This is a genomic window from Actinomyces israelii DSM 43320 (assembly GCF_000711965.1).
In the GTDB taxonomy this organism is placed as follows: domain Bacteria; phylum Actinomycetota; class Actinomycetes; order Actinomycetales; family Actinomycetaceae; genus Actinomyces; species Actinomyces israelii.
The window spans coordinates 38,288-52,539 of the sequence record NZ_JONS01000013.1; the positions used below are offsets into that span (position 1 = coordinate 38,288).

Consider the following 14,252-nt stretch of genomic DNA (forward strand, 5'->3'; position numbering starts at 1 on the left):
CGGTTCGAAGCGCCCGCCCGGCACCATCCTCACCATGCCCGCGGGCCTGACCATGACGGGCCCGCCGAACGCCGTTCCGCTGGTTACCGCCGTCTTTTCACAGAAGACCCACAAGAGGGACCTGCGCGCGCCACACGCCGGCCCGACACGGTGGAACCATGTCGAGCAAGCACCATCCACCGGCCCCGCACGCCGCCTCCCCGGCCGGCCCTGCCGGCACCACCGGTTCAGCCGTCACCGCCGCGCCCCCGCCCGGGCAGCACCGCCGCCACACGCGCCGCAATATTCTGCTGGGCGCCGCCGCCCTGGGCCTGGCCGCCACCGGCACCAGCGCCTGGGCGCTCAACCGCTTCGTCATCGACCACACCGAGATCACCGACGTCGAGGCCTACGAGGCCGAGAACGCCGCCGCGACCTCGGCCGCGACCGCCGACGCGTCCAGCATTACAATCACCGACACCTCCTACACATCCTCGCTCACCTCGATCGCGATCGGCACGGTCGCCACCGGCTCCGGGGACGACACCGTCACCTACTACACGGCCGACATCACCGTCACCGACGCCACCGCCGTCCGCAGCGCCTTCGCCAACAACGAGTACGGCACCAACATCACCGCCAAGCCGAGCCGGATCGCCGCCGAGCACGACGCCGTCTTGGCCATCAACGGCGACTACTACGGCTTCCGCACCGACGGCATCCTCATCCGCAACGGCGTGGTCTACCGCGACGACGGCGTGCGCGACGGCATGGTCCTCTACTCCGACGGCCGCTGCGAGATCTACGACGAGACCTCCACCGGCGCCCAGGCCCTCCTGGACGCCGGGGCGTGGAACACGCTGTCCTTCGGCCCCGCCCTGGTCAGGGACGGGCAGATCCCCGCCGGGATCGACAGCGTCGAGGTCGACACGAACTTCGGCAACCACTCCATCCAGGGGACGCAGCCGCGCACCGCCCTCGGGTGGGTGGAGACCGACCACTACATGTTCGTCGTCGTCGATGGCCGTGACGAGGGCTACTCGCGCGGGGTCACCATGACCGAGCTCGCCCGGATCATGGCCGGCCTCGGCTGCCGGGCCGCCTACAACCTCGACGGCGGGGGCTCCTCGGCCATGTACTGGGGCGGGCGGATCGTCAACCGGCCCTCCAACGGGGGCGAGCGCGCCACCTCCGACATCCTCTACATCACCAGGGGGGCATGAGATGAGCGTGCAGACAGGCCCCGTCCCGGTCCGCCCCCGCATCGCCCCCGGCCGCCGCTCCCCCGCCGGGAGCCCGACGCGCCCGACGCCGGGGCGGGGCGCTGCGGCCGGACGCGGGCGGGCCCTCCCCGCCCGTCTGGCGGTGCTCGTGCCCGCCTACCAGCCCGACGCCCGGCTGGCCGGCCTGGTGACCGACGTCCGCCGCCGGCTGCCCGGCGCGCAGGTGCTCGTCGTCGACGACGGCTCCGGCCCCGCCCACGAGCACGTGCTCGCCGCGGCCCGCGCCGCCGGCGCCGCGGTCACCGGCTACCCGGCCAACGCGGGCAAGGGCGCGGCCCTGCGCACCGGCCTGGCACGGGTGGCGGAGCTGTGGCCGGACGCCGACGTCGTGTGCGCCGACGCCGACGGGCAGCACACGCCCGCCGACATCGCCGCGGTGGCGCGCCGGGTCCGCGAGACCGGCCGCATGACGCTGGGCGTGCGGGCCTTCACCGGGCCGGTGCCCCTGCGCAGCCGGCTGGGCAACCGGGCGACCGCGCTGCTGTTCCGCGGGGCGACCGGGTGGCGGCTGCGCGACACCCAGACCGGTCTGCGCGGCTACCCGGCCGGCGGGCTGGAGTGGCTGATGGAGGTCCCCGGCAACCGGTACGAGTACGAGCTGTCGGCCCTGCTGCGGGCCCGCGAGCTGGGGATGGCGGTCGAGGAGGTCGAGATCGCCACGGTCTACGAGCCCGGCAACACCTCCTCCCACTTCCGTCCGCTGCGGGACTCGGCACGGATCTACGCCCCGCTGCTGCGCTTCACAGGGGCGTCGCTGGCGAGCTTCGTCATCGACTGGGTCGGGGTCATGGTGCTGCACCTGCTCACCGGGAACCTGCTGGCGAGCGTGGTGGGGGCGAGGCTGATCAGCGGCACCGCCAACTTCTTCATGAACCGTCGCGTCTTCCGGGCGGCGCCGGGGACGGTGGGGCGCACGGCGGTGCGCTACGTGGCGCTTGCCCTCGCCCTGGTCGCGGCGAGCTATCTCGCGCTGGCCGTGCTGACCGGTATCGGCATCCCGCTGGGCATTGCCAAGGTCGTGGGCGACAGCGCGATCTACATGACCAGCTATGCGATCCAGCGCCGGGTCGTGTTCCGCGAGAGGGCCTGAGAACCGGCTGGTGCGCGGCGTGGGGGTGTTTCAGAGGGTGGGATGGTGCCGAGCAGCGGGGGCAGGCCAACGGCGGCATCGCCGCCGGCCGGCTCGGCACCGGTGACGCCCACCACCTCCGCACCACAACCCCAAAACCCCGGAGTCCCACCACACACCCCGGTCCCCAGCGACCCGCGCACGTGCAGGGCCCGGCCTCGCACACCGCCCAGCACGCCGGCGCACACGACATACCAGAACCGATCTCGAGCCGGAAGTGAACCGATCTCGGCGAAAGGGGGCGGCCGCGTCTGGCCCTCCCCCTCGCCTCCGGGACTCTCCCCCCGCCCCCGGGGGGCTCGTCGAGGTCAGGCGCGCGGCTGGCGCTCCGCCCACTCGCGCGGGCTCACGCGGGACCCCGTGTAGAAGGGCGTGTCCTGGCGCACGTGAAGCCGGGCCTCGGTGTAGCGCTGGTGGTGGATGACACCCTCCAGGCGGTCCAGGGTGTCGGCCTCGAAGGCGAGAATCCACTCGTAGTCGCTCATGCCGAAGGCCGACAGCGTGGAGCCCTTGACGTCCGGGTACTTCGAGAACCCGTTGCGGCCGTGCGCGGCCATAATGCGCGAGCGCTCCTCGGCGGGCAGCAGGTACCAGTCGTAGCTGCGCACGAACGGGTAGACCATGCACCAGTCGCGCGGGGCGACGCCCCCCAGGCAGGCCGGAATGTGCCGGCTGTTGAACTCGGCGGGCGTGTGCAGCCCCATGCAGGACCACACGGGCTCCAGGTACCGGCCCAGCGCGCTGGCGCGCAGCCGGTGGCTGGCGTCCTGGAGCTTCTCGGGGTCGTCGTCGAGCCACCAGATCATGAGGTCGGCATCCGAGCGGAACCCGGCCACGTCGTACCAGCCGCGGGTCGTGACCTCGGACTGGTCGACGAAGAAGTTCGACTCCCCGACCAGCCGTCGGCGCGTGTCCTCCAGAGCCGGCAGCGGCGCCACCAGGCAGTAGACGGCGTAGAGGGCGTAGTGGTGCCGGTTGTTGACGGCGTCGAAATCGACGTCGGTGGCGTCGCGCGGGTCGCGGTAGGGGCGGCGCTCCTCGTCCTCGAAGCGGTGCAGGCGCGGATCGCCCGCACCCGAGTCGGCAGTGGGCTGGGAGGCGTCATGGTTCGTCATCGCGTGCTTCCTTCATTGACGAGAGCAGTATCAGGAGCAGTATGCGGGCTTACGGACACCGATGGGAGTGATTTCGCGGTCGGGCGCATCCCGCGACCGCGGGCGGAGCGGGTCTCCGGCCGGCAGCACTGGGGCGGGCAGACGGTGTGGAAGGGGCCGACGCCGGTGGTCGACGCCGGGCGGACCTCCTCGCCGCGAGCCACGGCGGCCCGCTCCGCGAGCACGTCCGCCAGGGAGGACACCAGGGCCGGGTGCGTCCCGGCGGTCGCGGCCCGCACGTAGGGCAGGCCCAGGCGGGCGGCGGTCTGCGCGGCCTCGGTGTCCAGGTCGAAGACGACCTCCATGTGGTCGGCCACGAAGCCGATGGGCGCGACGACGACGCCGGCGGGCGGGCGCACGGGCGTGCCATCGGTCAGGCGGCCGCCCACGAGGGCCTCCAGGTGGTCGTTGACATCCGGCTCGAGCCAGCGGGCGTGCGGCGGCCCGGAGCGCGAGCAGTACACGAGGTCGTGGCCGGGCGCCGCCTCCAGGCCGAGGCTCTCGGCCAGGGCGGGCAGGAGGACCTCGATGAGACGGCGGTGCTGCTCCACGTAGGAGATCTCCGTGGACAGGTCCGCGGTCACACCCGGCTCAAGGCGCGGAGCGGCGACCGGCGCCGCCCCGCCGAGATCCGGCACTACCTCACCGGGACCCGGCGCCGAGAGCTCCTCCATGGAGACGGGCACGGAGTGGGTGACCAGCACGAGCCTGACGCTCCGCGGGGGCAGGCCCCGCTCGGCCATCCGCCCGTAGGCCTCGGCAATGGCGTCGACATTGGCCCTCAGCATGCCCTCGGTGTTGTAGAAGGGGCGGGTCTTGTCCACTACGAGCTCCACCGGCGCCCCGCCCGCGCCCCCCACCCGTGCGGCGGCGTCGGCCTCGGCGCCCTGCCCGGTGCTCCCGTCGGCGCCGGCGGCGAGCAGGGTCAGCGCCCCGGCCACGTCCTCGCGGTACTGCCGGCAGCCGGAGTAGGAGCCGTAGGCGGAGGTCGTGATCGCCAGGACGCGGCGCGCCCCGCCGTCGGCCAGAGCGCGCAGGGCCTCGGAGACGAAGGGGCGCCAGTTCCGGTTGCCGATGACCACGGGCAGGCGCGAGCCGCGGGCGGCGAGCTCGGCCCGCAGCGCCTCCAGCAGCTCGGCGTTGCGGGCGTTGATCGGCGAGACGCCGCCGAAGCGGCCGTAGTGGCCGGAGACCTGCAGGAGCCGGGAGTCGGGCACGCCCCGCCCGGCGGTGGCGTTGCGCATGAAGGGCAGGACGTCGTCGGGGCCCTGCGGGCCGCCGTAGGACAGCAGCAGGACGGCGTCGTAGGGGGCCAGTGGATCCGTCATGCGCGCCCTCCCGAGAGCTCCGACATCACAGCGAGCCCGGCGAGCGGCTCGTCCCGCCAGTCCGGCCAGTCGCCGACGGTCGAGGCAGCCGGCCGAGTCGGAATCGTCGGGAGGTCGGCGGCCCCCCGCTCCACACCCGCGTCCTCGGCGCCCCCGGCGCCCTGAGCCTCGCGGGCGGGGCAGGCCGCGGGCGGGCGGACGCCGTCGCGCAGCCCGGCGGCGACCTCCGGGCCGACCACGAGGTCGAGGGCCGCGAGATACTCCTGCTCGCGGCCGGCCTCCCCGGCGGCGCGCGCGGCGACGCTGGGGTGGTGCAGCAGGCGGGCGGCCAGCCGGTGCAGCGCGCGGGCTGCGTCCTCGGCGTCGACGCGGCCGTCCGCAGGGCGCAGGCGGGCGATCTCCTCCTCGACGACGGCGCCGACGCCGCTGCGCAACCGCCGCACGACTGGGTCCATGCGGCGCCCGGCCCGCACCCGCTCGAAGCTCGCCGCCTCCTCGGCCACGATCCGCCGCGCCGCATCGACCTGGGAGGCCTCGACGTCGGGTACGGCGCGCTGCACGCTGGGCAGGTCGATGAGCAGGACGCCGGGCAGGGAGCCGACGGACCGCTCGACGTCGCGGCTCAGGGCGAGGTCGAGCACGACCAGGGGGCGCGCTGCGGGCCCGGCGCCCCCGTGCGGCGCTGTGGACCCGGCGCTCCGGCGCAGGCCCGTGGCCGAGGCGACCAGCCCCCGGGTCAGGACGGGAGCGCCCAGCCCCCGGCAGGTGATGACGAGGTCGGCCTGCGCCAGCGAGCGCGGCAGCTCGTCCTTATCGACGGCGCGCACGCAGTGCCCGGCGGCGAACTCCCGGGCGCGGTCGGACCGGGAGTGGACCCCGATGTCGCGGATCCCGCGGTTGCGCAGGGCGGTGACGGTGGCGCCCGCGTAGGCGCCCGTGCCGACGATGAGGGCGCGCACCCCCTCGGGCGGCGGCAGGCGGCGCGCTGCGAGCTCCAGGCCGACGGCGACGACGCTGCGGCCGGTGCCGGCCAGCGCGGTCCGGGCGGCCACGCGCCGGGAGACGGCCGAGGCGTGCTCGACGGCGCGGGTAATGGCCCCGGTGACGGTGCCCTCGGCGGTGGCGAGGATCAGAGCGCGGCGCAGCTGCCCGGCGATCTCGCGCTCGCCGACCACCATCGACTCCAGCCCGGCCGCGGTGGCGAAGAGCTCGCGGTGCGCGGCCCGATCGGACCACAGGCTCAGGCGGACGGGCTCGCCGGCCCCCGAGCGCTCGGCGAGGAAGTCGGTCACGGCGTCGCGCAGGTCCTCGGCCAGCGAGCCCTCGGGGGCGTCCAGAAGGATCGCCAGGCGGTTGCAGGTGCCCAGGACGAGGACGCCGTCGATCCCCCGGACGGCGCGCAGCAGGTCGGGCCCGAGCCGCGCGGAGACGCCGCCCAGGCGGGAGACTGCCTCCAGGCCCTGGGCGCGGTGGTCGGCGGAGAGAAGGTGAACGGTCACAGCGAGCGCTAGTTAAGCATCTCCCGGCAGCGGGATTCCAACACCGACCGCGACATAGGGCCCGGCTATCGCGACAATGTGTCAAACTTGCGTTCTGACACACCGTCATATTACGGTCTGCGTTGCGATTCCGGACGTCAAAAGCCCCCGTGCGGACGTCGGGGGCGCGCCGGGGAAATGACGTCGGTTAACATCCGTTAACGGCACGTGGTGTCGCCTCAACCGCATTCAGGGAGTTTTCATGACAGATTCCTCACCAAATTCGGGCGGAGGCGGCCCCGCCGCCGCGCCAGCCCTGCTCGCGGCGCTCGCGGGCGCCCGCCCTGCGCGCACCCCCGTGTGGTTCATGCGCCAGGCGGGGCGGAGCCTGCCTGAGTACCGGGAGCTGCGGAGGCGGGCCGGCCTGGGCATGCTCGAGGCCTGCCTGACCCCCGGGCTCGCGGCCGAGATCACGCTCCAGCCCGTGCGGCGCCACGGGGTGGACGCCGCCGTCTTCTTCTCCGACATTATGGTGCCGCTGCGCATGGCGGGCCTGGACGTGCGGATCGAGCCGGGCGTGGGCCCCGTCGTCGGCGACCCGGTGCGCACGCCCGACGACGTCGCCCGCCTGACCGCCCGCCGCTACGGGCAGGGCGCCGCCGGGGAGGCGGGCGCGCGCGCCGTCGAGGCCGGGGTGCGCGCCGCCGTCGTCGAGCTGGGGACCCCCGCCGCGCCGGGCGGCGGCCCCGGTCTGGCCGAGCGCGCCCGCGCCGGCCTGGCCGAGTCGCGCGGGCGGGCGTCGTGGACCCCGCTCATCGGCTTCGGCGGCGCGCCGTTCACCCTGGCGGCCTACCTCGTCGAGGGCCGTCCGAGCCGGGACCACCTGGCCGCGCGCACCCTCATGCGCGCCGACCCCGCCTCCTGGGACGCCCTCATGACCTGGTGCGCCCGGACCACCGGCGCCTTCATCGCCGCCCAGGTGCGCGCGGGGGCGAGCGCCGCCCAGCTCTTCGACTCCTGGGCCGGGTCCCTGTCCCCGGCGGACTACCGCGAGCGGGTGGCCCCCTACTCCGCCCTGGCCCTGGACATCGCCCGCGAGGCGGTCTCGCCCACCACCGGCTCCCGCGTCCCGCTGATCCACTTCGGCACAGGTACGGCCCGGATCCTGGCGGACATGCGGGCCGCGGGAGCGGGGAGCGACGGCGGGTGCGCCGTCGGCGTGGACGACCGCACGGACCTGGGCTGGGCCATCGGCCGGCTGCGGGCCGGCGACGCGGTGCGGGCCGACGGCGCCGGTCCCGTCGTCGTCCAGGGCAACCTGGACCCGGCGCTGCTGGCCGCACCCTGGGATGTCCTGGCTCCGGCCGTGGACGCCTGCCTGGAGGCGGGGCGCGCCGCGGACGGGCACGTCGTCAACCTCGGTCACGGGGTGCCGCCGTCCACGGACCCGGATACGCTCACCCGCGTGGTCGCACGCGCGCACGGCTCGGGCGAGTGGGAGGGCGTGGCACTCGCCGGCTGGGACGCCCCCGCCGAGATCGGTTCACCTCCGCACCGAGATCGGTTCACTTCCGCACCGAGATCGGTTCGGACGCGCAGGACGACGGCACCGGCCGTGGTCAGGACCACGGAGGCCAGGACCACTGCGGGGGCGTCGGTCCCCGTGCGGGCGATCGAGGAGGATCCCACCTCGACCCGGGAGGACGCCGGCGCGGCCCCGGACGGCAGGACGACGGGAGCGCCGGCGGGCTCGGCCGGCGCGGAGCCCGCGGACTCGTCGCCGGGTGCAGCGGCGGGGGCGCTGCCGGTGATCTCGCTGACGCCGGGGGCGTCCTCGGCGGGGAACCCCGGGGTGGGGTCGCACTCGTCCCCGACGCCGTCGGAGTCGTAGTCGGTCTGCCCCCAGTTGCCGGTGTCGGGGCAGTTGTCCGACTCCCGCGGCGTCTGATCGCCGTCGTCGGTGACCATGAGCGGGGACGCGGCCGTCGCGCTCCGGCCGTCGGACTGGGTCACCCGCACCCCGACGACGCCGCCCCGCTCATCGGGGAAGACATGCTCGACCCTGGGCGTCGCGGTGGTCTGGTCGTAGGCGCCGTCGCCGTCGAAGTCCCACTCGTAGGAGACGATCCGGCCGCTCGTGGCGTACGAGGCCGACGCGTCGACGGTCAGCGCGTCGCCGGCCTTGACGACGGCGCCCCCTTGGACCCAGGCGAAGGGCCTGGACGTCTCGGCCGTGATGTCGCTGTCGACCAGCCCGGGCAGGTCGCCCGGGGAGCCCGCCTCCGCTGCGCTGCCGCCGCTGGCCGACGCCAGGGCCCTGAGGGGCTCGAGGGCCGCGGAGCCCCCGGCGCCCGCGGAGCCGCCGGTGCTAATGCTGTAAATGGTGACCTGGGCGCCCCCGCGGGCCGCCCGGGCCACCGAGGCGGCGGTGTAGCCGGTGCCCGGCTCGGGGTCTCCGGCAGGCGCGTCCCCGATCACGATCACCTCTCTTCTCGCCCCGGACCGCCAGCTCAGCCCCATGGCCCGCATAATGCCGGAGTAGACGGGGGCGCTCGCACGACCGACCTCACCGGCGCCTCCGCCGCGAGCCAGGGAGTCCAGGCCGTTCTCGACGGCGGCGGCATCGGCGGTGAAGTCCACGTCGGTGCGGGCACGCTCATCGCCGGCGCCACCCCCGTAGGACACCAGGGCGAATCTGCACGACGACGAGGACGCCCCGGCCCTGTCCGCGATCGAGCGCATACTCGCGCGCAGGGCGGCCACGTCGTCGGACACGGAGGCCGCGGCGCTCACCACGAAGACGATATCGGTGCCCGCGCTGGAGGGCGCGGCCGGCCTGGCGTTGCCGGGCACACCGACCCGCTCCTCGATGAGCTCGGCGATCTGCTCGTGACCGATCTTGTTGAGCTGGTAGAAGGTGCTGGCATCGCCGCTGAGACGCGACACCGTCGTCCCGTCCTCGCCCAGGTCCCCCTCGGCCTCCCAGGCCCCGTTGATCCACCGGCGGTCATTGCGGCCGCCGGCCGACGGATCGGGCTCATGGCCGGAGAAGGCCGCTGCCGTGGAGTCGATGCAGGTGACCTTCAGGGTGCTGGAGCGCACCGCGTTCCACTCATCGACCAGGGCCGACTGGGACTCCCTCATCTTCTCACTCAGGCTCCGCACCCCCGCCCCGGCGTCATAGACCTCCCCGCCCGCGCCGGAGAGCCGGTACGACCTGTCCATCACCGGGTACGGGTAGCTCACCAGCACCACCTGCGCACCGTCGGCGAGCTTCGCGTCGAGCGCCTCGAGGATGCTCCGGGTCTGCGACCTCACGCTCGGCACGGCCACGCCCTTGTCGACCGTCGCGCTCTCCAGGCGCCTGCCGGCGGCCTCAACCGTCTCCCGGCAGCCGGACGCGCTGCGCGACCCGGGGACGAAGCACCGCCTCGCAATGTCCGGGACGCCCACATCGGCCCCGCCGACCGCGAGCATCACCAGATCGGTGTCGGCGGGCATTGCGCCGATCTGCCCGTTCGCGACGTCCTCGGCCGTGGCGCCGCTGCGGGCGAGGGTCGTGAGCGTCGCGTGCGCGCCCTGCTCATTGAGCCAGTCCACGTAGTGGTGCGCCCAGCTGTTGCGGCTGCGGTAGGCCGGGCCGTCCGGGTCACTCGGGTTCTCGGCCTCGTAGTCGCCGGCCCCGCTTCCGGATGAGTAGGAGTCTCCGAGGACAACGACGTTCAGCGTCACATTCAGCGAACCCGAGCCCGCTGCCGCGCGGGCCGGAGCGGACATCGGCAGCAGGACCGAGAAAACGAGAGTGACCGCCAGAAGAATAAGCAGGGGGACGAGGGGGCGAGATCGTTCTGTCTCATTCATCAGGGAACCTTCTAAGGGAATTGTAAGGGAGGGGAAAGGGCGCGCAGGCCCGGAAACCGAACCGGCGCGCGCCAGCGCGTCGTCGCACACAGGATTGTTGAGAGCCAGGGAGCCAACGCCCTAAAATTAACGAGCCGGATGTGCAGCGTCAACGCCCTCATGGTCACCGTCTGACAACAATTCCCCGGGCCCCGCCGGCGCCGGGGCCCGGCTGAGGAGAGGGTGCCGGCCCGGCGCCGGTACAGTCGCCGAGGAGCGCGCGCCGCTCCCCCTCAACCGCCGCTGGCCCTCCGCGGGCCCTCCACCGCACAGGACGACGACCATGACGCCTCCCGCCGCCGACGCCCCCTCGCCGAGATCGGTCCAGTTCCGCACCGAGACCAACGAGACCGGTGCGACGACGCCGGCACCGGCCGCGCCTCTCGATCTCCTGGGCGGCAAGGAGCTCGTCGAGCACTGGGACGCCCTCGTCGTCGGCGGCGGCATCGCCGGCCTGACGGCCGCCTGGGAGCTGACCCGCGCAGGCCTGCGGCCGCTGCTTATCGAGGCCCGCGGCTACACCGGGGGGCTCGTCGCCGCGGGCGCGATCGCCGGGGTGCGCATGGACCTGGGGGCGGAGGGGTTCGCCGTGCGCGGCGGGGCCGTGACGAGCATGGCCGATGCGCTCGGCCTGGACGTCGTCGGCCCCGCGGGCGGCGGGGCCCGCCTCTTCCTGCCGCCGCGCCCCGGCGAGCCGGCGCAGTCTCCACCCGCTCCTCCGGACGGCGACCCCGCCCGCGGGTGGCGGCTGCACCGCTTCGTCCGCGGCGCCGTCCTCGGCATCCCCGCCCACCCCCTGGCCGACGACGTCATCGCCGTCATCGGCGAGCAGGCCGCCGAGCGGGCCGCCCAGGACGCCCGCCTGGGCGAGGCCGGCACCCGCCCCGGCGACCCGGAGGACCTGGCCTCCTTCGTGCGCACGCGCATGGGCGACGGCGTGCTCGACCGCCTCGTGGGCCCGATCGTCGCCGGCATCTACTCCGCCGACCCGGCCGCGCTCGCCGCGGACACGGTCCTCCCGGGCCTGCGGGAGGCCACGGCCCGGCTGGGCTCGCTGCAGGCCGCGGTCGGAGAGGCCCTGGAGCGACGGCGCGCCCGCGGACGCGGCAAGGCGGACGCGACGATCGCCGGAGGGCTCTCGCGCCTGACCGACGCCCTGCGCGCCGCCGTCGAGACCGCGGGGGGCGGCGTGCTCACGCGCACGGGCGCGCAGTGGCTGCGGCCCGCCGGCGGCACGAGCGACGGCCCCGACGACGGCGCACCCGGCGCGGCGCCGGACGGTGGCGCACCCGGCTGGGCCGTGGCCATCGCCCCCACGGGCCGCGGCCCGACGCCGTCGGACGAGCCGGTTCCCGTCGGCCCCGCCCGTATTGTGCGCACGCCCCGCGTGGTGCTGGCCTGCTCGGCGCCGGCCGCCCTGCGGCTGCTCGGCGGCGCGGGCAGTGCGGGCGGCGCGGGTGCAGGACAGGTGGGCACGGACCTGCCGATTCCCGCCGGCGCCCCGATCGCCCGCTTCACCCTGGTGGCGCGCGCCCCCGACCTGGCGGGCGCCCCGGTGGGCCCGGGCCTGCTGGTCGCCGGCGCAGCCGGCTGCCCGGTGCGCGCCAAGGCCCTGTCGCACCTGAGCGCGAAGTGGCCGTGGATCGGGGCGGAGCTGGCCGCCCTGCACGGTCCGGGCACCCACGCCCTGCGCCTGTCCTACGGGCGCCCCGGCGAGCCGCCACCCGAGGTGGACCTGGAGCGCGCACTGGCCGACGCCCGGACCCTGACCGGCGTGCGGATCACCCCGTCCGACGTCGTCGACTCCGCCCTGGTGCGCTGGGACGGCACGCTGCCGCCGGCCACCCCCGAGCACCGCGAGCGCGTGCGGCGCCTGCGCGCCCAGGTCCGCGGGCTGCCGGGGCTCGCGCTCACGGGGGCCTGGGCGGCCGGCACGGGGATCGCCGCCGTCGTCGAGGACGCCCGCCGGCAGGCCATTGTCACGACAGGCGCCGACGCGGGTAGCCTGCCGGTAGCCTCAGCGTCGATCCATCAAGAGGAGTGACTCGTGACAAAGCCCGCGACCAGGACCGTCAGACTCGGTACACGCGGTTCGGCGCTCGCCATCACCCAGTCCGGGCTCGTCGCCCACATGATCGCGCAGCGGGCCGCCGACCTCGACCTCGACCTCGCCGTCAAGATCGTCGAGATCCGCACCCGGGGGGACGAGGACCCCACGGCCCTGACCCAGCTCGGCGGCACCGGGGCCTTCGCGGCAGCTCTGCGCCGGGCGCTTCTCGACGGCGACTGCGACCTGGCGGTCCACTCCCTGAAGGACCTGCCCACCGCACCGACGCCCGGGCTGCGCATTGCCGCGGTGCCGATGCGCGAGGACCCACGCGATGCGCTGTGCACCGTGGGCGGTCCCGACGGGCGCCGCCTGGCCGAGCTGGCGCCCGGGGCGCGCATCGGGACGGGCTCGCCGCGGCGCGCCGCCCAGCTGCTGGCCGTGCGCCCGGATCTTCAGGTCGTGCCAATGCGCGGCAACGTGCCCACCCGCCTATCAAGGGTCCTCGGCAAGGGCGTACGGGAGGACGGCCCCATGGGGGCGGCGGGGGAGCCGGACCTCGACGGCGTCGTCCTGGCGCTGGCGGGCCTGCAACGGCTCGAGCTCGACAGCCACGTCAGCGAGATCCTGCCCGCCGGCACCGACGGGGACGCCCCGATCATGGTGCCGGCAGCGGGCCAGGGGGCGCTGGCCGTGGAGACGCGAGAGAACCTGGAGCGGGAGGACCCCGGGCTGTCGCAGGTTCTCAACCACATCGACAACCCGGCCACCCGCGCGGCGGTGACCGCCGAGCGCGCCGTGCTGGCCCGGCTCGGGGCGGGGTGCGCCGCGCCCGTGGGCGCCCTGGCCGTACCGGCCGTGGCGGGGGGCGACGCCCTGAGCCTGAAGGCGGTCGTGGCCTCGCTCGACGGCCGCACCGTTCTGCGCGAGTCATCCACGGCGCACCTGGACCGGGCCGAGGCGCTGGGGGTGCACGTCGCGCAGGCCCTGCTCGCGGCGGGCGCCACGAGGGTCGCCGACCTGCGGGCCGGGGCCCCGGTCCGAGGGGGCCGGCGGTGAGCGGGCCCGGGGCCAGGGCGGCGACGCCCGGGTCCGCAGAACCCGGGGCCGCAGAACCCGGGGCCGCAGAACCCGGGGCCCCAGAGCGCAGCGGCCCTCTGAGCGGGCGCCGCATTCTGCTGCCGCGTCTCAAGGACGGGGACGCGCTGGCCGCCGCGCTGCGCGCCGCGGGGGCCGACGTCGAGACGGTCCAGGTGACCCGCACGGTCGCCGGCCCGTCCGAGCCGCGCGCCCGCGCCGGGGCGGCGCTGGCCGCGGGCGCCTACGCCTGGCTCATCGTGTCCTCCCCGCGCACGCTCGACCACGTCGACCTCACCGGCCTGCCCGCGGATACGGGCCTGGCGGTCGTCGGCGCCGCCACGGCCCGCATCGTCTCCCGGGCGCTCGGGCGTCGGGCCGACCTCGTGGCGGCCGGCTCGTCGGCGGCGCTCCTGGAGCTCGCCCCCCTGGCGGACGGCCCGGCGCCGGGCGCCGCCGGAGCTGCGCGGCGGATCCTGCTGCCGGGCTCCGCGCTGCGCGGCACCTCCCTGTCCGGCGGGCTGACGGCGGTCGGCTGGGAGGTGGATCAGGTGTCGGCCTACACCATGGAGCCGCTCGCCCCCGCCGAGCTGCCCGACGGCTTCGCCCGGCGCTGGGCGGGCGGGACCTTCGACGCCGTCGTGCTCACGGCGGGCTCCTCCAGCCGGGCGCTGGCCGGGCTCGCCGGGCCGCCGCCGGCCTCCACGCGGGTGGTGGCGCTCGGGCGCCCGACCGCGACCGCGGCCGGCGAGGCGGGCTTCGCCGTCGACGTCGTCGCCGACTCCCCCACCCCGCCCGGCGTCCGCGCCGCCGCCATCGCCGCCACTACCACGCCGGCGCCCTGAGCCCGCGCCCGCCCCGTGCACGAAGGAGCACC

9 protein-coding genes and 1 pseudogene are annotated in these 14,252 nt (G+C 75.5%); 6 read left to right on the top strand and 4 right to left on the bottom strand.

What is annotated here, in order from left to right; all coding sequences use genetic code 11:
* The first annotated feature begins 158 nt into the window (after positions 1–158).
* Positions 159–1,202 (top strand): phosphodiester glycosidase family protein, encoded by a 1,044-nt coding sequence (locus O145_RS05900; protein WP_043561011.1) that lies wholly within the window; start codon positions 159–161, stop codon positions 1,200–1,202.
* Position 1,203: 1 nt separating this feature from the next.
* Positions 1,204–2,352 (top strand): glycosyltransferase, encoded by a 1,149-nt coding sequence (locus O145_RS05905; RefSeq protein ID WP_043561012.1) that lies wholly within the window; start codon positions 1,204–1,206, stop codon positions 2,350–2,352.
* 347 nt (positions 2,353–2,699) lie between these two features.
* Here O145_RS05905 and hemQ read toward each other — a convergent pair whose 3' ends face one another.
* The 3 genes from hemQ to O145_RS05920 are packed head-to-tail and all read right to left on the bottom strand — an operon-like array spanning position 2,700 to position 6,372.
* The gene (gene hemQ, locus O145_RS05910; protein WP_043561014.1) at positions 2,700–3,506 is read right to left on the bottom strand and encodes a hydrogen peroxide-dependent heme synthase; all 807 of its coding nucleotides are present in this window, start codon (positions 3,504–3,506) and stop codon (positions 2,700–2,702) included.
* The gene (locus O145_RS05915; RefSeq protein WP_043561017.1) at positions 3,503–4,873 is read right to left on the bottom strand and encodes a ferrochelatase; all 1,371 of its coding nucleotides are present in this window, start codon (positions 4,871–4,873) and stop codon (positions 3,503–3,505) included. Before O145_RS05915 ends, hemQ begins: the two co-directional genes overlap by 4 nt.
* Positions 4,870–6,372: a glutamyl-tRNA reductase gene (locus O145_RS05920; RefSeq protein ID WP_084682412.1), complete on the bottom strand. Its 1,503-nt coding sequence runs from the start codon at positions 6,370–6,372 to the stop codon at positions 4,870–4,872. Before O145_RS05920 ends, O145_RS05915 begins: the two co-directional genes overlap by 4 nt.
* Before the next feature lie 241 nt (positions 6,373–6,613).
* Between O145_RS05920 and O145_RS17135 the strand changes: the two are divergent.
* Positions 6,614–7,852, top strand: a pseudogene (locus tag O145_RS17135) (uroporphyrinogen decarboxylase); the annotation flags it as partial.
* Here O145_RS17135 and O145_RS05925 read toward each other — a convergent pair.
* Positions 7,774–10,212: a PKD domain-containing protein gene (locus O145_RS05925; RefSeq protein ID WP_229118384.1), complete on the bottom strand. Its 2,439-nt coding sequence runs from the start codon at positions 10,210–10,212 to the stop codon at positions 7,774–7,776. The pseudogene O145_RS17135 and the gene O145_RS05925 sit on opposite strands and share 79 nt — an antisense overlap.
* Positions 10,213–10,534: 322 nt before the next feature.
* Between O145_RS05925 and O145_RS05930 the strand changes: the two genes are divergently transcribed.
* Genes O145_RS05930 through O145_RS05940 form a run of 3 tightly spaced genes read left to right on the top strand, consistent with a single transcriptional unit; the run spans position 10,535 to position 14,220 of the window.
* A complete protein-coding gene (locus tag O145_RS05930) occupies positions 10,535–12,295 on the top strand; it encodes a protoporphyrinogen/coproporphyrinogen oxidase (protein ID WP_043561020.1) in 1,761 nt (586 codons plus the stop codon).
* Positions 12,296–12,298: 3 nt separating this feature from the next.
* A complete protein-coding gene (hemC, locus tag O145_RS05935; RefSeq protein WP_043561022.1) occupies positions 12,299–13,357 on the top strand; it encodes a hydroxymethylbilane synthase in 1,059 nt (352 codons plus the stop codon).
* The gene (locus tag O145_RS05940) at positions 13,354–14,220 is read left to right on the top strand and encodes a uroporphyrinogen-III synthase (RefSeq protein ID WP_052374738.1); all 867 of its coding nucleotides are present in this window, start codon (positions 13,354–13,356) and stop codon (positions 14,218–14,220) included. Before hemC ends, O145_RS05940 begins: the two co-directional genes overlap by 4 nt.
* The last annotated feature ends 32 nt before the right edge of the window (positions 14,221–14,252 follow it).